Origin of the sequence: Pelosinus fermentans JBW45 (genome assembly GCF_000271665.2) — a bacterium.
Lineage (GTDB): Bacteria > Bacillota > Negativicutes > DSM-13327 > DSM-13327 > Pelosinus > Pelosinus baikalensis.
Genome location: NZ_CP010978.1, coordinates 3888113 through 3912304, shown reverse-complemented (window position 1 = coordinate 3912304; position 24192 = coordinate 3888113). Strand labels below are relative to the sequence as shown.

Annotated in this window: 23 protein-coding genes; 14 read left to right on the top strand and 9 right to left on the bottom strand. The window is 41.3% G+C overall.

The features are described 5' to 3' along the window. Positions 1–93: 93 nt before the first annotated feature. Positions 94–972, top strand: coding sequence for a DMT family transporter (locus tag JBW_RS17370; RefSeq protein ID WP_007956064.1), 879 nt, complete (start codon positions 94–96; stop codon positions 970–972). Between the two features lie 223 nt (positions 973–1195). Next, positions 1196–1693 carry a DUF134 domain-containing protein gene (locus tag JBW_RS17365; RefSeq protein ID WP_007956063.1) on the top strand — a complete coding sequence of 166 codons (498 nt, stop codon included), beginning with the start codon at positions 1196–1198 and terminating at the stop codon, positions 1691–1693. A gap of 45 nt (positions 1694–1738) precedes the next feature. Here JBW_RS17365 and JBW_RS17360 read toward each other — a convergent pair whose 3' ends face one another. The 4 genes from JBW_RS17360 to JBW_RS17345 form a co-directional block, all read right to left on the bottom strand. Continuing rightward, positions 1739–2227, bottom strand: coding sequence for a hypothetical protein (locus JBW_RS17360; protein ID WP_007956061.1), 489 nt, complete (start codon positions 2225–2227; stop codon positions 1739–1741). Positions 2228–2339: 112 nt separating this feature from the next. Beyond that, positions 2340–3455: a mannosyltransferase family protein gene (locus JBW_RS17355; RefSeq protein ID WP_007956059.1), complete on the bottom strand. Its 1116-nt coding sequence runs from the start codon at positions 3453–3455 to the stop codon at positions 2340–2342. A gap of 20 nt (positions 3456–3475) precedes the next feature. Next, positions 3476–4651 carry a glycosyltransferase gene (locus JBW_RS17350; RefSeq protein WP_235333923.1) on the bottom strand — a complete coding sequence of 392 codons (1176 nt, stop codon included), beginning with the start codon at positions 4649–4651 and terminating at the stop codon, positions 3476–3478. 180 nt (positions 4652–4831) lie between these two features. Then, a complete protein-coding gene (locus JBW_RS17345; RefSeq protein WP_045820704.1) occupies positions 4832–5689 on the bottom strand; it encodes an AraC family transcriptional regulator in 858 nt (285 codons plus the stop codon). Between the two features lie 161 nt (positions 5690–5850). Here JBW_RS17345 and JBW_RS17340 point away from each other — a divergent pair, with 161 nt between their 5' ends. The 4 genes from JBW_RS17340 to JBW_RS17325 are packed head-to-tail and all read left to right on the top strand — an operon-like array spanning position 5851 to position 9124. Continuing rightward, the gene (locus tag JBW_RS17340; RefSeq protein WP_007956054.1) at positions 5851–6201 is read left to right on the top strand and encodes a cupin domain-containing protein; all 351 of its coding nucleotides are present in this window, start codon (positions 5851–5853) and stop codon (positions 6199–6201) included. Positions 6202–6240: 39 nt separating this feature from the next. Then, positions 6241–6774: a TRAP transporter small permease gene (locus JBW_RS17335; RefSeq protein ID WP_007956052.1), complete on the top strand. Its 534-nt coding sequence runs from the start codon at positions 6241–6243 to the stop codon at positions 6772–6774. After that, positions 6774–8072, top strand: coding sequence for a TRAP transporter large permease (locus tag JBW_RS17330; RefSeq protein ID WP_007956050.1), 1299 nt, complete (start codon positions 6774–6776; stop codon positions 8070–8072). Before JBW_RS17335 ends, JBW_RS17330 begins: the two co-directional genes overlap by 1 nt. A gap of 47 nt (positions 8073–8119) precedes the next feature. Next, on the top strand, positions 8120–9124 hold the full coding sequence (locus JBW_RS17325; RefSeq protein WP_007956041.1) for a TRAP transporter substrate-binding protein: 1005 nt from the start codon (positions 8120–8122) through the stop codon (positions 9122–9124). A 116-nt stretch (positions 9125–9240) separates the two neighbouring features. On the opposite strand, the gene JBW_RS17320 is transcribed toward JBW_RS17325, so the two are convergent. Further along, positions 9241–10530, bottom strand: a complete 1290-nt coding sequence (locus JBW_RS17320) for a sensor histidine kinase (protein ID WP_007956039.1) — start codon at positions 10528–10530, stop codon at positions 9241–9243. A 1-nt stretch (position 10531) separates the two neighbouring features. Then, on the bottom strand, positions 10532–11194 hold the full coding sequence (locus JBW_RS17315; RefSeq protein WP_007956037.1) for a response regulator transcription factor: 663 nt from the start codon (positions 11192–11194) through the stop codon (positions 10532–10534). A 290-nt stretch (positions 11195–11484) separates the two neighbouring features. On the opposite strand from JBW_RS17315, the gene zwf reads away from it, so the two are divergent. Both zwf and pgl read left to right on the top strand, forming a co-directional pair. Further along, entirely contained in the window at positions 11485–13002 is a 1518-nt protein-coding gene (gene zwf / locus JBW_RS17310) for a glucose-6-phosphate dehydrogenase (protein ID WP_007956035.1), read from the top strand. Beyond that, a complete protein-coding gene (pgl, locus tag JBW_RS17305; RefSeq protein WP_007956033.1) occupies positions 12999–13730 on the top strand; it encodes a 6-phosphogluconolactonase in 732 nt (243 codons plus the stop codon). The genes zwf and pgl overlap by 4 nt, the downstream gene beginning before the upstream one ends. A 44-nt stretch (positions 13731–13774) precedes the next feature. Here the strand turns inward: pgl and JBW_RS17300 are convergent, their stop codons facing one another. Genes JBW_RS17300 through JBW_RS17290 form a run of 3 tightly spaced genes read right to left on the bottom strand, consistent with a single transcriptional unit; the run spans position 13775 to position 17074 of the window. Beyond that, on the bottom strand, positions 13775–14998 hold the full coding sequence (locus JBW_RS17300; RefSeq protein ID WP_007956032.1) for a nitrogenase component 1: 1224 nt from the start codon (positions 14996–14998) through the stop codon (positions 13775–13777). Next, positions 14998–16290, bottom strand: a complete 1293-nt coding sequence (locus tag JBW_RS17295) for a nitrogenase component 1 (protein ID WP_007956030.1) — start codon at positions 16288–16290, stop codon at positions 14998–15000. The genes JBW_RS17300 and JBW_RS17295 overlap by 1 nt, the downstream gene beginning before the upstream one ends. Positions 16291–16324: 34 nt before the next feature. Continuing rightward, positions 16325–17074 (bottom strand): AAA family ATPase, encoded by a 750-nt coding sequence (locus JBW_RS17290; RefSeq protein ID WP_007956028.1) that lies wholly within the window; start codon positions 17072–17074, stop codon positions 16325–16327. A 352-nt stretch (positions 17075–17426) separates the two neighbouring features. Here JBW_RS17290 and JBW_RS17285 point away from each other — a divergent pair, with 352 nt between their 5' ends. The 6 genes from JBW_RS17285 to JBW_RS17260 all read left to right on the top strand — a co-directional run bounded on the left by JBW_RS17285 (position 17427) and on the right by JBW_RS17260 (position 24084). Then, the gene (locus tag JBW_RS17285) at positions 17427–18254 is read left to right on the top strand and encodes a helix-turn-helix domain-containing protein (protein ID WP_007937114.1); all 828 of its coding nucleotides are present in this window, start codon (positions 17427–17429) and stop codon (positions 18252–18254) included. 111 nt (positions 18255–18365) lie between these two features. After that, a complete protein-coding gene (locus JBW_RS17280) occupies positions 18366–19337 on the top strand; it encodes an iron-siderophore ABC transporter substrate-binding protein (RefSeq protein WP_007956026.1) in 972 nt (323 codons plus the stop codon). Between the two features lie 83 nt (positions 19338–19420). Then, the gene (locus JBW_RS17275; protein ID WP_007956021.1) at positions 19421–21136 is read left to right on the top strand and encodes an ABC transporter ATP-binding protein; all 1716 of its coding nucleotides are present in this window, start codon (positions 19421–19423) and stop codon (positions 21134–21136) included. Positions 21137–21183: 47 nt separating this feature from the next. Then, the gene (locus JBW_RS17270; RefSeq protein WP_007956020.1) at positions 21184–22233 is read left to right on the top strand and encodes a FecCD family ABC transporter permease; all 1050 of its coding nucleotides are present in this window, start codon (positions 21184–21186) and stop codon (positions 22231–22233) included. After that, entirely contained in the window at positions 22234–23262 is a 1029-nt protein-coding gene (locus tag JBW_RS17265) for a FecCD family ABC transporter permease (protein ID WP_007956019.1), read from the top strand. Positions 23263–23298: 36 nt separating this feature from the next. Continuing rightward, the gene (locus JBW_RS17260) at positions 23299–24084 is read left to right on the top strand and encodes an ABC transporter ATP-binding protein (protein ID WP_007956018.1); all 786 of its coding nucleotides are present in this window, start codon (positions 23299–23301) and stop codon (positions 24082–24084) included. Positions 24085–24192 lie beyond the last annotated feature (108 nt).

Genomic DNA, 24192 nt, shown 5'->3' with positions numbered 1-24192 from the left:
CCAGTGCACTCCTTTCTTAAACGGATGGATTGCGCAGCGTATTCTTTCCGTTTAGCATACCTTTTTTAATCGTAAAAGACGGAGGGAATATAAATGATAAATCAATATCTTGGTCCGATATACTTGACATTGGCTGCCAGTATTTGGGGTGGTATGTATGTAGTAAGTAAGATGGTACTTACTATTATTGCTCCTTTAGAATTAGTATGGTTTCGCTATATTGTGGCTTTACTTACTCTAGTTGCTTTTGGTATAGCAACAGGCCAATCTTGGAAAATTGATAAAAAAGATATACCCCTTATCCTTTTGATTGGTCTAGTTGGTTACTTTCTTTCCATTTGGGCGCAATTTGCAGGGACTCAGCTGTCTTCCGCCCAAATGGGGGCAATTATTACTTCTGCGACTCCAGCTTTCATGGTCATCTTTGCAAAAATCCTGCTAAAAGAGACAATTACCTTGAGAAAGGGAATATCAGTTTGTTTAGCGACGATTGGTGTGTTATGTATTATTGGAGTTGGTGATGTTGGCAATTCTTCAAAACTTGGCGGCATAATTCTAGGGGGAGCGGCCTTAACCTGGGCCTTTATGTCTGTTTTGATAAAAAAGGTACCTGGTGGTTATTCACAGCTTGTAGTCACAACTTATGCAATATTGGCAGCAACTCTGGCAATGACGCCGTTTGTAATTACGAATATCAACCTGATCCAAATTCAGCATGTACTGCTAGAACCTTTGGTGTGGAGCGGCATATTATACTTAGGCATCGTATCAACTGCAGGTGCATTCTTTTTTTGGAATAAAGGGTTGCAGCTTGTTGATGCTACCCGTGCAGGAGTGTACTTCTTTTTCCAGCCGTTGGTAGGGACGCTGCTTGGTTATTTTTTTCTTGGCGAGCAAGTGGGAATCGGCTTTTGGATAGGAACAGCACTCATTATTGGTGGGGTTTTGTTAGTGGTAAAAGATCCCTCTTAGGCATGGAAAAACTATTTATGGAAGTTATTGCGATAAGCAACTGTTAAACGCGAAGATGCGAAGGACACGAAGAAATAACATTTTTTCGTGTCCTTCGCATCTTCGCGTTTAAAAATATTTTTATGTACGAGGCAATTTAGGATTCTTCTTATAATATATTTGCATTTTCTCTTCATAGGTATATAATATAAATGAGCATATGCCCATTTGAAGGAGTGATATTTTGGCAAGAAGACGTTGTTGTGGTTTGGTAGAGCAAGAACCGATCTTTCGAAAATTCGTACCTGATGGTCAAATGAATACAGGAACCATTCTAGTTCTAGTTGAAGAACTAGAAGCTTTACGCTTGAAAGATCTTGATGGTATGGATCAAGTGACTTGTGCCATAAAGATGGGAGTCTCACGGGCTACTTTCCAGCGAATACTACAATCAGCTAGAAAGAAAATGGTTACTTCTCTAGTAAATGGGCAGACCATCATAATACAAGGGGGAAATTATATGATAAAGAATAGAAAATTTGAGTGCAAGGATTGTGGACATATTTGGGAGGTAGAGCCATGCTCAGAGGGGGGCAAACATGGATATGAAATTCCTTGCCCTCAATGTGAAAGTATGAAGAAAATAAAATTGGCAGAAGACGGTACTCGTCATGCTTGTGGTGGGGGACATGGGCACGGGCATGATCATGAGAGTGGATGCTGTAGTGGACACGAATCATAAAAAGATGCTGATGGGATTAATCCCATCAGCATCTTTTTATGATTCTTATTCTGTATAGTCGTTATTAGCATCTGCTTTGGCAGTAAGGGTACCATATTGATTTTTGCTTTGTTTTGTTTTATTTGCTGCTTGATTTTGAGTTGAGCTTGCATAGCTGTTGCCAGTATAGGCAGAAGATGCTCCAGCTTGACTGCCATATTGCTGACTTTGTGCAGAACTTGAATATTCATTATTAGCATCTGCAGTAGCAGTTAACGTTCCATACTGGTTTTTGCTTTGTTGTGTTTTTTGATTTTGAGATGAGCTTGCATAGCTGTTGCCAGTATAGGCAGAAGATGCTCCAGATTGGCTGCCATATTGCTGACTTTGTGCAGAACTTGAATAATCATTATTGGCATCAGCAGTAGCAGTTAATGTTCCATATTGGTTTTTGCTTTGAGCCTGCTTATTCTGTGCATTTTGACTTTGGTTTGCATTGGAAGTTATTGCAGAAGAGTTCATGGATTGTTTGCTGTTTTTATCATTTGTAGCCATGTTGTATGCCCCCTTTAAATTTTATTATTGATTTTGAATCCAAATTTATTTTCCCCCACTTATAACATGATTATGTGATTGAAATTTAACATAAAATGGAAATATAAACCAATTATCCAATCCAATACCAATTCATAAATAAAGAAGTACATACTAATAAAATAGAAGCATTGATGGCAAGACAACAATAATAGGATTTGCGGGAAAGCTGTCCAAAGAAGAGATAGAGAGGAAATATCGGAAGTATAAAACGGGAGACACTGTACAGAGGAAGGCTGGGAGCAGTAGAGCAGAGAGGGATGAGAAACCATAGCCAGCCGATTAAGAGGTAGGAGGTAGGAATTTTAAACTGTGGCCGAATTGTGAGCAAAAATAGACCAATGAGGCTGCTAACCGTGAGGAATGTATCTAAAGCAACTCCAGGCTGACTATAAGGATCATTGGAAAAAGTCAAAGGGATATTAGCTGCAATATTGTGCCAGGGCAGTTCAAAATGTCTTCCCCAGTCTTGTTGGGTGGTTATAAAAGCAATCGGATTATCCAATAGATAGAAGTTGTACAGCATAAAACATGATAGAGCAATTGGCAGTAGGAAAAGTGGAATCATGGCAGGTATGGAGTTAGTATGAAGAGACTTCTTTTTAAAGAATTCGTAAAGTAAAAAAATAAAAAGAAAGATTCCCAAATTTCTGGTCAAAGTGGCTAGTGCACCCGCTACTCCTCCATACCACCACTGACCTTTTCTAGAAAAATAGATGCAGAAAAGAGAAAAGGTGATAAATAGAGGTTCTGTATAGATACTATTTAGAAAAAGAGAAGTTGGCATAAGAGCATAAGATAAGAGAGAATAGTGAACTTGTTCTGGTGGAAAATCTAAACGGAAGGTTATATCCATAATCCAGAAACTGATGAACGCAAATACATTGCAAAGTAATAAACCAGCAAAAGGGATGGGTAAACCTACGTAAGATAAACATTTTATTAATATAATGAGCAAAGGGAAAAAGACTATCGACTTTGCATCATATCCATGTCCAGCAACATAGGTATACCAATGGGCATCCCAACGGATAAATTTTTCGATAAAGGGGGGCATAGGATATAAGGATTGATCTACAAATCCTATTGGAGGGTGAGAAGGTAAGTAATCAGCTAATTGATAGGAGGTAAAAATGATGAGTGTGTGGATCAAAAAAGCAAACCATACGGTTTTTGATGGAAACTTCATGTAATGGAACCCTTTCTGTTTTAAAATTCTACTTGCATACAATTTTCTTTACTAGGTAATTCTTGGGTTACAATTAATTTTTCTTTATCAGCATTGATTTGTGAATAAGTAGCAGACCATGTCCATTTGCTATTAGCAGAAAAATTCCAGAGGATAGATACGGTAATACCTGTTAGCTGACCGGCATAGATATTCCACCCTAGAAAGAGAAATGCTTGGGTAAATAAGGTGGTAATGGCGATACCCACACTGCAGATTAATACAAACTGAGGAAATTGCATCATTTGCTTCCATAAAGTTTGTTGTTTACATTCTTTCCAGGTTACTTTGTGATTCCACATAAAGTTATGAAGCATGGCAATGGAGGAGGCATAAACCGAAGCTGTTAATTCTTCCATTCCAAGGAAATGCAGAAAAAAATGTAAACATGATAAGTTGATAAAGACTCCTAAGGTTCCAATCATACAAAAATAATAAAATTTACGATGTTCAGGGTGATACATCATAAGTTGCCCGATGTGTTTTAGATAATTGAATTGCTCATTCAAATTCATTTTTGATGTTCCTGCTGCCCGCGCCACAAAAGAATAAGGAATTTCATGTACGGTTTGGTATCTTCCTTTTACCAGAATTTCAATAAGTATCTTCCAACCGATGGGATTTAACTGCACTTGTTCAATGACACTTCGTTTAAAACCAAAGTAACCGCTAGTAGAATCGGAAATACAGCGCAGCTTTTTTATAAAAACATAACCAATTCCCCTGGCAACCCCTGAGATTAATTTGCGTACTATATTTAAGCCGCCATCTGAGCCGCCAGCAACAAAGCGGCTAGGGATGACAACATCATAACGTCCTAGTCGTTTGATCATCAAAGGGAGTAATTCAGGAGGATGCTGGAGATCAGCGTCCATAACAATGATCTGATTGCCTTGAGAATGTAAAAAACCCTTAACAACTGCAGATGCTAAGCCTTTTTCATTGTGGCGGTGAATATATTTTACTTCCTTATATTTCTGACAGAGTTCTTCTAAAATGACAGGTGTGTCATCAAGGCTATCATCGACAAAAATGATTTCAAAGGAACAATTACTTCCTTGTAATAGATTAGTAATTTTCTCAGCAATGATCCTAACGTTATTTCTTTCATTAAAAGTAGGAATTATGATACTAAGATCCATCTTAACGGTTGTCATCCTTCCATATCGCTACCTATTCTTTTCGGTTGTAGTTTTTGCGATACGGATATTGTTATTCTAGGTAAAAAATGGTGCTTTAGTTGTCGCCGAGTCCTATTTCCATAAAAAATAAAAAAACAGTGCCGCTAAGGTACTGTTTTTTCTCTGTGATCTGGTGGCTAAAAGGGTAAAAGTAAATTATTGCTTTATTCGGTATTGAGAAGGTGTAGCGCCGATGTTTCTTTTAAATAATTGGCAAAAATACGAAATATTGCCAATGCCAATTTTACTGCATATTTCCTGTAAAGGTAAAGACGTTGTCCGCAATAAAAAAGAAGCTTCTCGTAAACGACGATAGGTTAGATACTCTGTGATGCTACTTCCCGTAGCTTTACGAAATAAGTGGGATATATGAAAACGTGAAAGATGAAGTTCCTTTACTAAAGATTCTAATGTAAATTCTTCATGATAATTTGCATCAATCCATCTCATAACATATTCGGCATAGTGGATATGACGAAGCTGCGTCTCTCTCTCCATTTGATTTTGGACATTCCATTGATCTTTTACCGTCGTTATAAAAAGCAGGAAGAATAAAGCAAAGTCTTCTGTAATTTCCAATTGCTTATAACGAGATCCATAGAGTGTAAATAGAGTTTCAAATTGGGAAGAATTTGTCACTTGGATAACTTGGCAGTTTAGATTACTATGCCATAGGTGTTGAAAAAAACGATATAAAGCAGTAAATTTTTGTAAATAAGAATCAATAATAGATGGTTCTAATAGTAATTTTGATCGGATGTAAAATGTTTTTTCTGGTATATCTGCCTTTACCCTATGTAACTGAAAGGGCTGAAAATACATAAGTGATCCTGGTTTAAATGGATAGATATTCTGATCGATAATCGCGGACCCTTCTCCCTGCAGAACATAAATAAACTCCATACCGGGATGGGAATGGAATTTATCCCAAGTATTTTGAGATGAGGTAGTATGCTGGTGGATAAATTGGTGAGGATTTGCATTGAGCTCAAAATCAAAATCAAAATCACTCATTGTCGGCAAGTTTACCACTCCCAGGTTAAGAATAACAATACAACAACATTTTACCACAATATTCAGTCAATACAATGGAAAAAATTTCAGATATACTTTAAAGGGAAAGACGCATTATGGCAATTCATCATGGATGTTATCTGCGCTAAAGGAGGATTTTAATGATTATTACAAACCAAGAGCTACAAGGAAAAGATATTGGTGATAAAACGTCACGCAAAGTACTAGTTGCAGAGGACAAACTTATGCTAGTAGAATTTCAGTTTGCAAAAGGAAGCATAGGGGTCCCTCACAGCCATTCGGAACATGAGCAAATAGGCTATGTCGTTAAGGGAAGTTTTGAAATTACGGTTGGCAGCGAAACTAAAATTGCTAAGCAGGGGGATAGCTATTATGCTGCTAAGAATGTCTTGCATGGAGTTGTTTCTTTGGAGGATGACTCAGTATTGATCGATGTATTCACACCAATACGGCAAGATTTCCTCACACCGGATGAAATAAGGACTGTTTAGTAAGAATTGGTATTAAATTATATATGAGGAGTTGATATTTTGGCAGATTCAAAAGAACCCACGCAAATTCCAAAAAATGGAGTAAAGTGGATATCAAGTTTACTGCTATCTATCGATAAGGCTTTTGAAGAATTATCAAAAATAATGTTGCTAATAATGATCGTGATTGTATGTTTTCAAGTGTTTGTCAGAAAATTGTTCAGCTATACACCGACTTGGTCTTTAGATATCACAATATTCTTACTGATATGGTTTTCATTTTTGGGCATTGCGATGGGCTTTCGGGAAAGAATACACCTTGCTTTTACTTCTATCCAATTTAGCGAAAAATCAAATTTTTATATTGAAAAGCTCATTTCGATTTTTGAAATTGTCTTTTCATTAATATTGATTGTTTATGGAACAAAGCTTATGATAAACGACTTTGGTCAAACTATTCCTACCATGGGTAATTTGCCTATAGCCTATAGAACTCTCGCAATACCCGTATCAGGTGTCCTTATTCTGTTCTATGGCATATTTCAATTTTTTGGTGTTGATTTAAAAAGACATAAAGGATTGGGTGGGCATTGATGGATCATATTACTATTGAAATAATTGTTCTTACAATAACATTTATTGGGTTAATGCTGATACGAGTGCCAATTTCGTTGTGTATTGTCGCCTCTACACTAGTTGTTTTTTTAATGGAGGATTTTGGCCTTGAGTTAATTTCTCACAAAATGATAGATGGCCTTAATAACTATGCGTTACTTACCATTCCGTTCTTTATTTTGGCTGGTCAAATTATGGGTGAAGGCGGGCTAGCGAAACGATTAATACGGTTCGCATTGCTAGGTTTTGGCCGATTTAAGGGTGGTCTTGCTATGGTAAACTGCCTTGCTTGCCTATTGTTTGGCAACATTTCCGGCTCAGCTGCTGCTGATATGGCTTCTGTGGGTACTGTTATGATCCCACAGATGGTAAAAAAAGGTTATAGCAAAGAATTTGCTACAAGCCTTACTATTTCTGCTTCTATACAAGGTGTTGTTGTTCCACCAAGTCATAATTTGATTTTGTATGCTCTTGCTTATGGCGCAGCTGCTCCGTCTATCAATGCTCTTTTTCTAGCGGGTGTTTTTCCTGGTTTTGTTATATGTGCAATCTTAATGATTGCTGGTCGATTTCTAGCTATTAGAAATGGTTACACAGTGAATGAAATAATACCGAAGGAAGAACACGGGAAAGTTATTTTTGACGGAATATTTTCTATTATGACTTGCGTTATCATTCTAGGGGGCATTTTTACAGGTTGGTTTACAGCTACTGAAGCGGGGGCTATTGCTTGCTTGTACGCTTTCATTATTACTTTCTTCTTTTATAGAGATATTTCCATTAAAGATTTTTGGCCAATTATATTAAAAACATTAAGAATCTGCTCTCTTGTGTTTTTCTTAATGGCAGCTTCTGCAGCATTTAGCTACGTTTTAACAATCTTGCGTATACCAGATATGGTTACTCACCTTCTATTAGGAATATCCAGTAACCCGTTCATCCTATTGTTTATCATAGCTTGCTTGCTGATTTTGCTGAGCGCACCGATGGATATGGCACCATTGATTATGATTATGACACCAATCTTAAAGCCAGTTATACTTAACATGCATATAGACCCTCTCCATTTCGGAATTATTATGATGCTCAGCCTAGGAATTGGCTTGACGATTCCACCCCATGGAGCTGTTTTGTTTATAGGGTGTGCCTTGACAGATACACCGATAGGGAGAGCCGTAAGGCACATGCTCCCATTCTATGTTATCTTGTTTATTTGTTTGATGGTAATTATCTACGTTCCTCAATTATCTCTCTATTTACCACATTTCATGCGTTAAATACATTTAGTATTTAAAAATTATAAATTAGAAAAGGAGCTAAAATAATGAAAAGAAGTTTGTCAGTTCTAATCTTATCGCTGTTATGTGCTGTTTTGTTGACAGGTTGTAGCTCAGGTGCTTCAAAAGAAAAAGCGAGGGAAGGAGCAAAAGTCACTATAAGGTTGGCTGAAGCTCACCCAGCGGACTATCCTACAACTGACGGTGACAGGAAATTTGCAGAACTTGTTAAACAAGCCTCAAACGGAAGAATTAATGTTGAAGTTTATCCTGGCGGAACATTAGGTGATGAAAACTCAGTTGTAAGTCAGGTTCAATCAGGTGGTACAGTTGATATGACAAGAGTTAGCAGTGCTACACTTACCTCCTTCAACCCCCAAATGGGATTGTTTGCTCTTCCATATTTATTTAGAGACTCAAGTCAAGAATGGGCATTTTTGAATAGCGATAAAGGGCAGCAACTGCTAAAAGACCTTCAAACATCTAATATGATGGGATTGGCTTACTACGAGTCTGGCGCTAGAAGCTTCTATTCCAGCAAGCCTCTTACGAAGCTTGCCGACTTGAAAGGTCAAAAAATACGCGTACAACAAAGTGCAATTACCCTTGAGATGGTTACTGCTCTAGGTGCAAATCCTATTGTAATGCCATATGGTGATGTATTTGGAGCATTACAAACTGGTACAATTGATGCTGCAGAAAATAATGCGCCTTCATTTGAATCTGCAAACCACTATACAGTTGCGAAGAATTATATTTTAGATGGACATCAGCGTGTTCCTGAAGTACTTCTGATGAACTTAGCTATGTGGAATAAATTTTCACCCGCTGATCAAAAGATTATTCAAGATGCTGCCACTGCTTCTGTTGCCACAGAAAAGGAATCCTGGGCTAAATATGAGGAAAAATCCAACGCAAAGATTAAAGCTGCTGGCGTTACAATTACTTCTGTTGACAACGTAGCGGAGTGGCAAGAAGCCGTTAAACCAGTAATTGAGAAGAATGGTGCGCAATTTAAAGATCTTATTGATTATATACACACTTTAAAGTAATAAAAAATAAAATGAAGGAACCACAAAGACGCAAAGGACACAAAGGGTGCCGCAGCAGCGGCATTGTGCCTTTGTGGTTCAATTGTTCGTTCCTGTTATAAAACCCATATCCTAAATCAGGATATGGGTAATTTTATGCAGAATTTTGTTCCTAACGTAAGCTGGCTGGAGACTTTAATAGAGCCTCCATGAGTTTCCACAATTAGCTTGGCGATGGAAAGTCCCAACCCTGTACCGCCTTTAAAACGGGATTTGTCTACCTGATAAAATCGATCAAATATTTTCTCTAAATGCATATTTTCAATTCCTTCTCCCGTATCAGTGAAAGTGAAGGTGATTTCTTTTTTGGATTGAGATAGGAATATGGAGATCTTGCCACCAGAAGGGGTGTGGCGAATAGAATTGTCAAAGAAGATACTGACAAGCTGTTTCATAGAGCCTTCATCACCATAAATTTGGATTTCGGGAGCAATGGAAAGCTCAAGGGTAATCCCTTTGGCAGCAGCTAAAGGAGCGAGTGCTTCCGTTGAACGAAGAAGCGATTGACTTAGGGAAAAAAACTTTTTTTCTAGTAATGGCTGTTGCGAATCCGCACGTGCTAAAAAGAGTAAGGAGGTTATTAATTTAGCCATAGCGTCGGTTTCTTCTTTAATATTATGCAACCATTTACTTTGGTTGGCGATGGTTCCTTCCGGATTGTCAAGGACGATTTCTAAATTCGTCTGCATGACAGTTAATGGGGTACGTAATTCATGAGAGACATCCGCTAGAAAATTTTTTTGCTGCTCCCAGGCACTGGAAATGGGAATCATAGCACGATTTGCCATGTAAAGGCTTGCGACAAGAGATAAGAGTAAGCAAAGGATGCCAACGATGATTAAAGCCGTGATGAGACTGTGAAGCAAGTTCTTTTCATGATCAAAGTTCTGAAAGAGGACAATCATTCCCGACTGGTCTTGCAGGGGAGTTTTTACATAATAATAATAGCTTTCTTGCAAAGAAATCGTTCCAGTTGTTTCTTTTTGGCGTAGGCTTCCTTGTACAAGAGTGGATAAAGAAGCGGAATCTAGAGGTTGGGTAGAGGAGGTAAAAAAAATCTGATTGTCAGCATCTGTTTTAACAAAAAAAACAAGGGGATGTTCTGGTGGTTGCTCTAATGGCTGCCTTGGTGATTGAGGAGGTTCGTCATGAGGAGGATGTCTACCTTGATCCCGAGGACCGCGATCCGGCATATCGTTAATTAGGCCTGCTTGTATGTCAGATATAAAATTGATTCCCATGCCAAAGGCGCGATTTCTCATTTGGTTTTCAGCAAAAAGATAGGTACCTACTGTTAAAATTAAAAAAAGTGCAGCAATGATAATTAAGTTAATAATCGCAAGCTGTAGACGTAGTTTGTGAAACATGCTAGTTCTCCTCGAATAAATAACCAACACCACGTACTGTTTTAATGGCGGTTGTGTTTAGCTTTTTTCTCAAATAGTGAATATAAAGGTCTACATTCGCGATATCAGTTTCTGAATAATAACCCCAAATCTTTTCGAAAATACGTTCTTTCGTAATGACCTGCCCTTGATTGTACATGAGTAGTTCTAATAGCAGGGACTCCTTCACACTAAGTTGAATAATTTCCGAACCTTTGGTAACCTCACCCCGCAAAGGATCAAAGATCATTCCTGATACTGTGATGGTTTTATTGATAAGCTCTTTCGTCTTTCTTCTAGCTAAGGCTCTTAGCCTTGCTAATAATTCTTCAGATGAGAAAGGCTTAACCAGATAATCATCAGCACCTGCGTCTAGTCCCTCGATTCGGTCTTTAAGGGCATCTTTGGCAGTCAAGAATAAGACTGGAGCATCAAAGCCCCGGTGACGAAATTCTTGTACAACGGAAATGCCGTCAAGTTTGGGAAGCATTCGATCTAAGATAATTACATCATAAATGCCAGTTAAAGCCATTTCTATGCCGCTTTCCCCGTCCATAGCGATATCTGTGGCATAGCCATTTTTCTTCAATAAATAAGAGAGGGCTTCAACAAGCCGTTGTTCGTCTTCAATCAGCAATAGTTTCATAAAAGCTCCTTATTTTTACAGATAAAAAATTTATCGAGAAATATATATATATGTATTATATTAGCGGATAATCCTTTGAAATGCATTTACTTTTACAAACAGGGACTAAAGGCTGATTTTAAAATAATCTGGGTAAAATACTGGAGAACAAGGAGTTTAATAATAATATAAAGAATTATTATAATATTGGAAGAGTATTCGAAAGTAGAAAAAATTGCTGTTATGAATAGGTTAGAGTAGATGAAGGATAATTTCTTAACCTGTATAAAAGGAATGGAGGAATGGCATAGATGATGCTTGATGTGAAAATTGAGCCAACTGTAATTGTTATTTTTGGTGCATCTGGGGATTTAACGCAGCGTAAGATTATACCTGCTATCTACAACTTATTTATTGATGGCTTATTGCCTGATCCTTTCTGCATTATTGGCATTGCACGTACTGCGTCCGACGATGAAATGTTTCGACAGCAATTGCGCAAAGGTGTGGATGCATTTTCTCGCAGGGGTAGAAGCAAGGAAGATGATTGGTCAAAATTTGCAGCTAATATATCCTATATGGCAGCTGATTATCATGATGAAAAAACCTATAGGTTTCTTTTGGAAGAGTTAAAAAAAGGCTGGTATAAGTCTGCTAATAAGGTATTGTACCTTGCGACTCCTCCTACTTTATTTACAGAAATTGTGGAACAGTTAGGACAGCAGGAGGTTTTTCGCGGAAAAACAAGCTATCGCATTGTCATAGAAAAGCCTTTTGGTAGAGACTTGGAATCTGCCCGAATGGTTAACCAGGTGTTAACAGGTGTCTTTGATGAAGGACAGATCTATCGCATAGACCATTATTTAGGAAAAGAAACGGTACAAAATATTTTGGCGTTTCGTTTTGCCAATGCTATGTGGGAACCTATTTGGAACCGCAGCTTTATTGACCATGTTCAGATTACAGTGGCAGAAAAAGTCGGTGTCGGCAAGCGAGGGGGCTATTATGAGGGGGCTGGAGCCCTGCGTGATATGGTCCAGAATCATCTATTACAGGTAATGTGCCTGGTGGCGATGGAGCCTCCTACTTCCTTTCAGGCTGATGAAGTTCGTAACAAGAGAGTGGATGTACTCAATGCGATTCGTCCTATAGGCAAAGATGAGGTAGAAAAATTTGCTGTTCGGGGTCAATATAGCAAGGGAGTGGTAGACGGTCTTCCAGTACCTGCTTATCGAGAAGAAGAAAATGTAGCGGCAGGTTCAGGTAGAGAAACCTTTGTAGCAATGAAGTTATTTATTGATAATTGGCGTTGGCAGGGAGTGCCTTTTTATTTGCGTACAGGTAAGCATTTACCAGGTCGTGTTTCTGAAATCTCCCTGCAGTTTAGGCCGGTACCACATCATCCTTTTTCTGATAAGGTCATGCAGTCCAATCGCCTGGCGATTCAAATTGAGCCTAAGGAAGGTATTATGCTGCGGACACAGGCAAAAGAGCCGGGACCGGGGATGAAGATTAAACCTGTGGAAATGCATTATACCTATCAGGAAGTATTTCAGTCTTCTTCTCCCGAAGCCTATGAAACATTGCTGTTAGACGTTGTGCGTGGCGATCCTGGGCTGTTTATGAGAAATGATCAGGTAGAAACAGCTTGGTCTGTATTAGAGTCCGTATTAGAACATTGGGAAGAGACTTCTCCTGCAGATTTTCCTAATTATGCACCGGGTGAGTGGGGACCTAAATCTGCTGAAGAGTTGATTACCCAAGATGGAAGAACATGGTTGGTTCCTGCCTGCTTAGAATTCGATAGAAAAGAAGGAAGAAAAACATGATTACAATATATGAGAATGTAGATGCTCTGGGGAGCGCAGTTGCTGAATTATTCTTAGAAAAGGCATGTTTGGCAGTAGCAGAAAGAGGTCGGTTTACCGTATCTTTAGCTGGCGGGCAAACACCACAGAGAATATATGAAATGCTAGCAAAGCCTCCTTACTCCGATCAGATACCTTGGGAAGGGATACATATCTATTGGGGGGATGAACGATATGTGCCTGCGGATGATATTCGCAGCAATCAGCTTATGGCCCGAAAGGCATTTTTAGATCATGTGCCAATCCCTCAACAACAAATTCATCCCATTGTGTGCAACTCAACTCCTGAGCAAGCAGCCAAGGAATATGAAGAAGTAATTGCATCGACCTTTTCAGAAGAGGAGCCTCAATTGGATTTTATTTTTCTTGGTTTAGGATCTGATGGGCATACAGCTTCTTTATTTCCTAACACTTCTGTATTACAAGAAAAAAAACATTGGACTGGTCATGTGTATTTACCAGAACTTGATAGTCATCGTGTAACCTTGACAGCACCCCTTATTAATCAGGCTAGGACGGTTGCATTTTTAGTGACGGGGGATAGTAAAGCGCAAATTGTGTGTGAGGTGCTAGAGGGACCTCAGGATCATTTGAGATTGCCATCTCAAATGATTACACCCAAAAATGGTGAACTATTTTGGTTCTTAGATCAGGGTGCAAGTAAGCTGCTCAACGCTAATAAGAAGTAAACAATAACTCCCCTTTACCATTATGGTAGAGGGGAGTTTTGTATTTAGAGTATTCGTACGACTTCATTCATCCACATGGTCGCCAAATTCATTGCACCGCGAAATCCCATATACGGTGGAGAATAGGGGTACATTTGCCATCCACGACTAGGATTGGCAATTTGCATCGCCAAATTGTTGCGACCGGCCCACGTCAGCACTTCGCCACTGGCCATGAGCAGCCCCTGATGTCTGTTAGTTATAGTTTGTGACCACTGTGCTTCCTGCCAATAGGGCAGATCTTCTGTCGCCATGGCAGGACTATCGCACCAGCACAGATCAGGGGTAAGTCCTAGTTCGCTGCAGGCATAAGTAAGGATTCCTGCAACTACATCGGCATGACCGCCGATGGACAATTTCACGGTTTTTTTTTGATGAGAGAAAAAGCCAGGGGCGATTTCCATAATAGGTCGTGCTTCAGCTTGTTCTTGCAAAATAAAACTTTGATTGATGGGCTTATCCAGTATTTGAGCGATTTGCTCTAACCAAGAGTATGTACCCTGCATGCCGTAGGGGCGACCCTCGACTAAAGGGGTACCAAATTGCTGTTGTAAATGGCAGGCAGCGGACAAGCCTTCCCGGCGAATTACCAGATTGATATGAGCGCCGCCCATGTGCTCGATATCTTCGACGGATGTGTCCGAAGTCATTATACATAAAGGCTTTAGTCCGAAAGCTCCCTCCATCATTCTTACAATTTCCTGGGTGTCTGCGTTAAACTGGAATAGGTCAGTGCAGGACCCGATAAGGTTAAAAGTGGGATTTGGCGTGGGCGGCACATCCAGGGGCAGTGTTGTTGCCAGCAAAAGTAAAGTCTCCTGCACACCACGATGCAGTTCGATATTGAAACCACCGGCCTCAAAGGGCAGCAACCGTACATGGGGATAACTGGTTTGCAGTTCCTTGCACAGAGCAGATAAATCCGTACCAATCATTTCTGGTATAGTGGAGGGAAGCACAAAAATTACCCGAGGCTGATCCCTAAGAGCAATATCAGCAATCGCTCTCGTCAGCCGATTGGTTTCTCCCATGGCAATATCGCTTTCATTAATATGGGTAGAATACAGTTTACAATCTGGATCTTTCCCCATTCTTTTTAATGTTGCCCGCCCATAGAGCATATGTCCCATGGAACCAAACTCCACTAGTGCTGCATTACGTATACTAGAAAGTGCCCACAAAGTACCCATGCGTCCAGATGGCGTAGGATGAAAACGGTGCAATCCCATTACATCACCTCTTTCGACAAATCTGCTGCAGGCGTGCCTAACGCTTGCATTATTTTATCCAGCAGCCAGGTGGTTCGCTCATGACCAAAGGTGCCGTTCATTTTATGCAGCTGGTCAACATGAGATATTTTCTGTTTCAGTGAGGGCGGTACAGATCCTAAGTTAAAAGCAGGTTTTAGCATTTCAAACACGGATACTTCCGCCAAATTGTTGACCCGATGGCACACTAAGGGATCGTGTCCCTGGGTATGTAAGGCTTGTGCCCACTGCCTGTCTTCCTGATAAAATTCTTCAATATGCAGCAGCAATGGTTTCATGCCTTGGGTGGACAGGTAAGCAGATAATGGAATGGGATCAAGGGATGTATCGGTTGCAAAAAAGCTTAACTCGCTGAGGTTAACATCAGCTCTTTCCTGCGCTTTCTTCAAAGCGTTTCGCCCTTTGGTGAAAGCATCACCGAAGTCCAAATCTAAAATTTCCCCAATGCGTGCGTATGCCGTATCAATATCATCTATGCTGTACTTATCGTGCAAATAAACAAAAGGGGTACTAAAGTCATTGGCCATACGTTTTGCTAAGGGAGCCATATAAGGGGACAGAACAATATTAATAGCTGCATCTGGTGCGCTGAGAAACTCATCCAGTGTGCTGTCTGGTCCTAAGCCTCGCAGCTTCACGCCGGCAGCAGACAAGGAAGTTAAAAGAGGTATTTCTGACGCAGATGCGGCGTGTAGACCTAGGAGGTTCGCACTATGGGGAATAATAGTACATTGCTGCATAATGCCAGCCATAGCTTCTAAGGTGCGCCAAATACCAGAAGGGTGACCGTTGCAGGCAAAATGAGGCGCAGAGATAGAAATAAGGCGCGCTGCTAGTTTTGGCTGCAGCTCATGGATAATAGCTTCCATGTCCTCGCCGATCAAGTCTGGCAAACAAGTAACGATCAGCAATATGGCCTTTGTGCCTGCTTGATCCATTTCAATAAGCGCCTGATTCAAACCCTCTCGGCAGCCGAATACTACTTCATTGGCATCGAGCACATACATCCAATGGAGTTCTCCAGCTTTTCCATAAGGCTCTCGAAGAACCAATCGACTGTAATAGGCACACTCTTGTGTGCCTATTATTAGTGAGGACAGCCCTTGTATCGATCCAGCTAAACGGGCTGCAGCGTTCATTGGACAATGACTGCCTGGAATAGCAGCGGGAGTTAGAAAATGAACTCCCTTATTTGACTGGAGGGTGGATAATTTCTTTAGATGAGTCAACATGTTGTCATGTAAAACGGGCACAATCCTTGCTCCTTTCAAATTGGACTGAAATTAGTTAGCGTGAATCTTCCAATAAAAGAGCCGCTAGAGTTTGATAATGCACGGCCATAGGGCTAGCTGAAAAAGCCTCTGTCACAGTTTTACCTTGTGCTTCTGCCTGCTGGACCAGTGGGTCGCGTGGGAGATGATAAAGAATCTGCGTATCCATTTCACTGGCAGCCTGTGCAACCAAGGATTCTTCGTTATCAATGTTTTTAGCATTGAGGATTAGCCCGCGGAGTGTGGCATATCCCCGTTTTCCAAAGCTTTTGACCGCGTGAGTGATATTGGCAGCGGCATACAGCGACATCATTTCTCCGGAGGTGACGATGCAGACTTCATCGGCATAGCCCCCGCGGATCGGCATGGCGAAACCACCGCAAACAACATCTCCTAGTACATCATAAAGTACAATATCTGGCTTATAGTGTTCAAATGCGTTTAATTCCGCTAGTTTTTCAAAGGCAGTGATAATACCGCGCCCCGCGCAGCCTACCCCCGGAACTGGTCCACCGGCTTCCACACAAAAAACGCCGCAAGCTCCTTCTACTAAGAAATCGCTCAACATGGCGTCACCTTTTTGCCGCAAAACATCCAGCACTGTTGGAATGGACTGTCCACCTGTTAAGTTGCGGGTAGAGTCAGCCTTAGGGTCGCAGCCGATTTGCATCACACGGAGCCCCATACAGGCCATAGCCGCTGCTACATTGGACACTGTCGTGGATTTCCCAATACCGCCTTTCCCATAGATAGCAATTTTTTTCAATAACAAACCTTCTTTCTGCGATATGCTTTCATAATATCGAAAATTAATCAATGTATTTACCATCATACCAAGTAAAAAAGTTGAAGTAAATGGAGATATTTCAAAGTTAGCATGTGTTTTTTTCAGTGGTTTTTAATTGAGAATACTATTTTATATTAAAAAATGAACATTGAACCCAGTATTCTTAAGGGAGATTGATTGACAAATTGGGGCTTATTCAATTATGATAATGATATTCATTGTCATAATTGTATTTCGAACATTGTAAGCATAGAGTTAATTCGTTTCTTATAGATAACAATAAAAAATAATTCTGTAATTATTTTATTTCTAATGAAGAGGAGCATGTACAATGAAGGTTAACATTGATGATATGGCAGACGGTTTTTCCCGGATATCATTTAATATTGTCGACGCGGGTAGATTTGTGATAGAACCAGGCAGAAAAAGTTTTGCAACCTATACTGCAGCAGCCTCAGGAATTATTTTTCCCTTGCGAGGAAAGGCAAGAATGACTTTCGAGGGTGTGACTTATGAAATGGAACCCGGCAGATTTTTTCATGCAGGACCTAGAATGACGTTGGACAAAGAGGTTCTTGGGGAGTCAACGTGGGAATTTGTGCTGATACACTATAAAATTCCTGACAGTGAAAAGTACACATTTCCTTACGCATTATCCCATTATGAACTAGACTCGGGCTACAGTCCGCGGATTAATGATATGCTGCAAAGACTTTGCCACACCTGCAGAATGCCGAGTAACCTGCAGGCTCTGCGGGCGAAATCATTATTCTTAAGTGTCATGGATGAAGTTTTGACATGTTCGACAAATCGGGGAAAGGAAAGTGGACGGTCGCTAGTCGAGCAGTCAATTGAATATATGGACAATCACTACATGGAACAGCTGACCATTCCAAAATTAGCTGGGCAGTATGGTTTGAGCAGTAAGCAATTTGCTTATTTGTTCCAAAAACACGTGAAGATGAGTCCAAATGAATATTTAATATCACAGCGGATGAAACGCGCCAAAGAATTACTATGCACTACAACTTGCTCCGTATCAGAAATCTCTGATTATGTCGGTTATTCTGATTCTTATTATTTTAGCAAGCTTTTTAAAAAGCGTACAGGTACCTCACCTAGTACGTTGCGAAACTTTTTAGAAAAAAATACGGGGTAATTTAGGAATATGTCTATTCCTACTTTTTTTTTAACTTGGTATAGTACTGTAGTGATGTCGAATTTCATTATCAATGCTAGAAATGTGACGGCAAATAAACGGAGGAGGCATATGAAAAGAATAGTTGTAATACTTCTGTCATTAGGGATAGTTACGGGAGGATTAGTAGGATGCAGCTACCAGCCGAAAACAAATATTGCCTCCAAACCATCATCTGACAGTAGTGAAATGCCGGGAAAAGAAGCAGATTTCCCTCGGACTTACATAGATTCAAAAGGTAATAAAATTAGTATTGAAAAGCAGCCCCAGCGAATTGCCATGGTGGCTTTCCCGCTTGTAGAAACGATGTTTGCACTGAATGCACCACCTGTTGCAGCACCTCAAGTTACTGTTATGTCACAATGGGATTCACTAAAACCGTATCTGGCAGCGAATTCTCTAATTGACTTGGGAAGCCAAACCAGTATTAATCTTGAAAAATTGCTTGATGTTGAACCTGAGTTAATCATTGGTACAAGATATAACGAAGAGATATATGATGAATTATCCAAGATTGCTCCTGTTGTCTTGTTAGATACACAGCCGCTTTCCCTTGATTGGAGAAGTGTGCCGCGGGAGATTGCAAAAGTGATTGGCAAAGAACAGGATGCAGAGGCGCGTATCGCGCAGCTTGAGTGGCTGATTGTTCAATCACGAGATAAACTTTTACCCTATCAAGAGGAAACATTTGCATTCTTAGCATTGGCAGATAAAGGTTCGTTTGGTATCTTTGGTAAGCAGAATTATCCCGCGTATTTTGATGATCAAAGTGGTTTGGGATTGCATGCCCCTAATGGCTATCCGGAAAGAACAGGGAGGATTTCCCTGGAAAGACTGGCAGAACTGAATCCTGATCATATCTTTTTAATGAAAGTTCCGGGTATTGAAAAAAAACTTGAAGATTTGAAGGGCAACTCCATATGGAGTGCCTTACAGGCAGTGAAAGGAGGGCATGTCTATTTCGTAGATCGATCGGGCTTTACAGTGGGAATCGTTGCGACAGAGTATGGAGTTAAAAGCGTTGTCAAAACTCTGGCAAAGTGAGTCATTAGCAACCTTATAGATCTGTACGACAAATTATATTATAATGGTTGCGCTATTTTTGAAAAAGGAGCGAGAATATTTTAATGGTTCGTCGTTTTTTTAGTTATTATCGTCCTTACAAGGGGCTATTCTTATTAGATTTTTCCTGTGCGGTAATAATGTCCGCTTTGGAATTGGTTTTTCCCTTGGCGGTCGCGCAAGTAGTGGACAAATTGTTGCCTAGTGGCAACTGGCACTGGGTACTTTTAGCATGTACAGGTCTGTTAAGCGTCTATATCATTAATACGGGGCTTAATGTTGTGATCAATTATTGGGGTAATATGCTAGGACTCAATATAGAGACCGACATGCGTAATGAGCTGTTTAGTCATATGCAGAAATTATCTTTCCGTTTTTTCGACACCCATAGGACTGGTCAGTTGATGTCACGTATCTCCAATGACCTAATGGATGTGGGGAGCATGGCTCATAATGGACCAGAACATGTGTTTATCATCATCATCACACTGATTGGTGCATTAGGAGTGATGTTTACCATCAGCTGGAAGCTGTCACTGATGACGCTTTTGTTATTGCTGCTTTTAATGGTGGTCATCTTTGTTTTCGCTAAAAAGATGACCCGTGCTTTTAGGCAGATGTTTGCAAGCGTAGGCTGTTTTTATGCCCGGCTGCAGGATGCTCTGGGAGGCATCCGTGTGGTGCAGGCTTTCACGAATGAGGAGCATCAAAAAAAGCTGTTCATTTCCGATAATCAATGGTTCCACAAGGTCAAGATGGAAGGATTTAAGATCTTCACCACCAGCACAGCGATTACTTACCTGCTTATGCGATTTCTATCTTTATTTGCGTTAGCAGGAGGAAGCTGGTTTTTTTTGCAAGGAGAGTTGACTAGTGGGCAAATGTTCAGTTTTATTCTACTCATCAATGTCATCATCCGTCCTATTCAAATGATTAGCACTCTGGTTGAGAGAATCCCCAAAGGCATTGCCGGATTTAAAAATTTTGTGGAAATTATGGATATCCACCCAGATATTGTTGATGCACCCGACGCAATTGATGCACCGCAGCTGCAAGGAAATATTCGCTACAACAACGTGAGCTTTGCCTATGAGGAAGAATGTCCTGTGCTGGAGAATGTAGATCTTTTCATTCCCACAGGCGAAACGGTAGCCTTTGTAGGACCCTCCGGCGGAGGAAAGACTACCCTGTGCAGCCTGTTACCTCGCTTTTATGAGGTATTATCAGGAAGTATCACCATTGATGGAGTTGATATTAATAAAATTAAACTCCAATCTCTCCGGCAGCAAATTGGCATTGTGCAGCAGGATGTATTTCTATTTGCTGGAACCATTCGGGAAAATATCCTGTACGGTAAAATGGATGCAACAGAGGAAGAGATCTGGGATGCGGTAGTACGGTCTCAAATGGATGAATTTATCCGTGCCCAAACGGACGGTCTGGATGCCGTTATCGGCGAGCGTGGCGTGAAACTTTCTGGTGGACAGAAGCAGAGGCTTTCTATTGCCCGCATGTTTCTTAAGAATCCTGCGATTCTAATACTGGATGAGGCCACCTCTGCTTTGGATACGGAAACGGAAATGGCAATTCAAAAAGCACTGGCAGAGCTGTCCAAGGGACGGACAACTCTCGTCATTGCTCATCGGCTGGCGACAATTAAAAATGCGGATCGTATCATCGTAGTTACACCAGAAGGTATTGCAGAGCAAGGGAGTCATCAAAAACTGTTAGCTGCAAAGGGAATATACAGTCGTCTTCATCACGCTCAATTCAGTACTTAATAAGAATTACTAAGCGCTGAATAAACGGTATGGAGGTGATGTTATAGATGAAAGTTTCAACAAATGACGCTGTTCGTTCAGATCCCTTTGTAAAAAAAACAGGTCGCTCTTGGAGAGCACTCTTAGTAATTGCAATTGGACTTTGTGTGCTGGTGATATCCATGGCATTCTCCCTTACACAGGGCGTGGTGCAGATGCCTCTGTCTGCTGCATGGGACGCGCTGATACACTTTACTCCCGGTTCAATGCAGCATTTAATTATACAGGATTTACGTCTGCCTCGTGTGTTGGCAAGTGCGTTAGTAGGGGCTGCTTTAGCTGTGGCAGGTGCAGTGATGCAGGGCATCACGCAGAACCCCATGGCGGATTCCGGTCTAATGGGTCTTAATGCAGGAGCAAGTTTTATGTTGTCTCTCTGTTTTGCCTTTGTGCCCGGTCTATCTTACAGCTACCTCGTTTTATATTCTTTTTTCGGTGCCTCGATTAGTGCCGGATTGGTGTATGGGATTAGTTCCCTGCAGCGGGGAGGAGCCACTCCTATGAGGCTGGTGTTGGCAGGAATTGCTGTTAGTGCGCTGCTGGCAGCAATCGGCCATGGCATTGCTATTTATTTTGGTGTCGCACAGGATATAGCCTTTTGGACTGCAGGTGGTGTTGCGGGTACGACGTGGCAGCAGCTTCGCATCCTGTTTCCGTGTATAGCAGTAACATTATTTGCAGCGATCCTGCTTTCCCGCTCCATTTCACTGCTCAGCTTAGGGGAGGAAATTGCTCAGGGGCTGGGACTGAGGGTGAACATTGTAAAGCTCGCCGCCGCTCTTGTTGTCTTAGTACTGGCAGGAGCCTCTGTATCAGTGGTAGGACCTGTGGGCTTGGTTGGTCTTATCATTCCCCATATTGCTCGTTATTTGGTAGGGGTAGACTATAGCTGGATCATTCCTTCCTCGGCAGTGCTGGGGAGCTTGCTGCTGGTGTTGGCAGATCTGGGTGCGCGAACGCTTAATCCTCTGCATGAAACACCAATCGGTGCCATCATCGCCCTCATCGGTGTCCCCTTTTTCCTGTACTTAGCACGTAAACAAAGGAGGGAGGCGTAGATGGGTTCTACGGGCCAGCAACAGAAGAAAAAAAGCTCAAAAATTATTGCTGTGCTGCTTCTACTAGGGATTTTACTGATTCTTTCAATCATCTTCAGCATGAAATCGGGCTATACCCACTTAACGTTCCATGATCTTCTACGCATCCTACTTGGAGGTGGCAGTGACAAAGAAAATCTGGTCTTGTTTACTTTCAGGCTGCCTCGTATCATCATTGCTATGCTGGTCGGTGCGGGACTTGCCCTTTCAGGATGCATCATTCAGGGAATAGCCAGAAATGCGTTGGCTGACCCTGGACTATTAGGAATTAACGCCGGTGCTGGATTGATGGTTGTACTATTTGTTTTGCTTTTTCCAACAAAAACGGCCCTTTCTGTATTCACACTGCCCTTTCTGGCACTGATTGGCGCCGGCCTTGCGGCAGTGTTGATTTACCTATTAGCTTATAAAAATCTAGAGGGATTATCCCCTCTGCGCCTGATTTTAACGGGAGTAGGTATGCAGGTGGGAATCAGTGCTGCCATGATTGTCTTGGTTATTCTTCTGGACGAGAGTCAGTTTAATTTTGTCACGGTATGGCAGGCGGGGCGCATTTGGGGCGCTAGTTGGAGGTTTGTCATAGCACTGCTTCCATGGCTGCTAGTACTGGTTCCTTATGTATTTTTCAAGGCACGGGTTCTTGATGTGCTAAGTGTTGGTGAGGAAATTGCTTGGGGTCTGGGTGTATCTGTAGAACGGGAGCGAAGGATACTATTGGCGGTTGCAGTGGCATTGGCGGCATCTTGCGTCGCCGTTAGCGGTAATATAAGTTTTGTTGGACTGATAGCCCCCCATTTAGCACGTCGCCTCGTGGGACCAGGGCATCAGATTTTATTGCCGTGTTGTGCATTAACAGGTGCTTTACTGGTGTCCATATCTGATATACTGGCCCGGACTCTTGTGCAGCCCTCGGAGATACCGACAGGTATCGTTGTTGCAGTTGTGGGCGCACCTTATTTTCTATATCTGCTAGCAAAAAGCGGAAGATAGAGTGTCGCCATTCATTTAAAAAAGCAGGTGTAATCAATGAATAGTATCACAACAAAGAATTTAGCAATTGCCTACGATGAAAGTATCGTTGTAGAAGCTTTAGATATGAAAATCCCCTATGGGAAAATTACCACCATCATCGGTCCTAATGGTTGTGGAAAATCTAGTGTTCTTAAGGCAGTGGGGCGCATTCTGCGCTTTAAAACGGGGGCGGTCTATTTAAATGAAGAGGATATTACAACCCTCGCGACTAAGGAAATTGCTAAAAAAATGGCGATTCTGCCACAAAGTCCTACCGCTCCTCATGGGGTGACCGTGGGTGAGTTGGTATCATATGGACGTTTCCCTTATCAACGGGGCTTTGGCAAGCTCGCCTTGAACGACAGAAAGATTATCGACTGGTCCCTGGAAGTGACGAAGCTTTCAGAACTGGAACATCGTTCTGTGGATACCCTTTCCGGCGGGCAGCGTCAGCGTGTGTGGATTGCTATGGCACTGGCGCAGCAGACTGATCTTATTCTGCTTGATGAGCCTACTACTTACCTTGATCTATCTCATCAGTTGGAGGTACTCGAGCTTTTACGTGATCTTAATAAAAAGCAGGGCTACACCATTGTGATGGTCTTACATGATTTAAATTTAGCGGCTCGTTTTGCCGATTATATGATTGCAATTAAGGGTGGGAGTATCATCTGTCATGGGACGCCTGACGAGGTCATGGTACCTCATGCATTAAAAGAAGTCTTTCAAATTGATGCACAGATCGTTAAGGAACCGAGGACAGGCCGTCCTGTTTGCGTCACTTATGATTTAGTAAGATAATGGGATAACGTATAAGAATAAAGGGAAAAGCACGCCTTAAGGGCGTGCTTTTGTCGTTAAAGAAATATGTTTTGCCAATGCAATGTGCTAAGTGTGCTCGTTTGGGTT

Bases quoted from the DNA above. Each gene is read 5' to 3' on its own strand.
- JBW_RS17370 (WP_007956064.1), top strand. From the start codon at position 94: ATGATAAATCAATATCTTGGTCCGATATACTTGACATTGGCTGCCAGT.
- JBW_RS17360 (WP_007956061.1), bottom strand. From the start codon at position 2,227: ATGGCTACAAATGATAAAAACAGCAAACAATCCATGAACTCTTCTGCA.
- JBW_RS17355 (WP_007956059.1), bottom strand. From the start codon at position 3,455: ATGAAGTTTCCATCAAAAACCGTATGGTTTGCTTTTTTGATCCACACA.
- JBW_RS17350 (WP_235333923.1), bottom strand. From the start codon at position 4,651: ATGACAACCGTTAAGATGGATCTTAGTATCATAATTCCTACTTTTAAT.
- JBW_RS17345 (WP_045820704.1), bottom strand. From the start codon at position 5,689: ATGAGTGATTTTGATTTTGATTTTGAGCTCAATGCAAATCCTCACCAA.
- JBW_RS17340 (WP_007956054.1), top strand. From the start codon at position 5,851: ATGATTATTACAAACCAAGAGCTACAAGGAAAAGATATTGGTGATAAA.
- JBW_RS17330 (WP_007956050.1), top strand. From the start codon at position 6,774: ATGGATCATATTACTATTGAAATAATTGTTCTTACAATAACATTTATT.
- JBW_RS17325 (WP_007956041.1), top strand. From the start codon at position 8,120: ATGAAAAGAAGTTTGTCAGTTCTAATCTTATCGCTGTTATGTGCTGTT.
- JBW_RS17320 (WP_007956039.1), bottom strand. From the start codon at position 10,530: ATGTTTCACAAACTACGTCTACAGCTTGCGATTATTAACTTAATTATC.
- JBW_RS17315 (WP_007956037.1), bottom strand. From the start codon at position 11,194: ATGAAACTATTGCTGATTGAAGACGAACAACGGCTTGTTGAAGCCCTC.
- zwf (WP_007956035.1), top strand. From the start codon at position 11,485: ATGATGCTTGATGTGAAAATTGAGCCAACTGTAATTGTTATTTTTGGT.
- pgl (WP_007956033.1), top strand. From the start codon at position 12,999: ATGATTACAATATATGAGAATGTAGATGCTCTGGGGAGCGCAGTTGCT.
- JBW_RS17300 (WP_007956032.1), bottom strand. From the start codon at position 14,998: ATGGGATTGCACCGTTTTCATCCTACGCCATCTGGACGCATGGGTACT.
- JBW_RS17285 (WP_007937114.1), top strand. From the start codon at position 17,427: ATGAAGGTTAACATTGATGATATGGCAGACGGTTTTTCCCGGATATCA.
- JBW_RS17280 (WP_007956026.1), top strand. From the start codon at position 18,366: ATGAAAAGAATAGTTGTAATACTTCTGTCATTAGGGATAGTTACGGGA.
- JBW_RS17275 (WP_007956021.1), top strand. From the start codon at position 19,421: ATGGTTCGTCGTTTTTTTAGTTATTATCGTCCTTACAAGGGGCTATTC.
- JBW_RS17270 (WP_007956020.1), top strand. From the start codon at position 21,184: ATGAAAGTTTCAACAAATGACGCTGTTCGTTCAGATCCCTTTGTAAAA.
- JBW_RS17265 (WP_007956019.1), top strand. From the start codon at position 22,234: ATGGGTTCTACGGGCCAGCAACAGAAGAAAAAAAGCTCAAAAATTATT.
- JBW_RS17260 (WP_007956018.1), top strand. From the start codon at position 23,299: ATGAATAGTATCACAACAAAGAATTTAGCAATTGCCTACGATGAAAGT.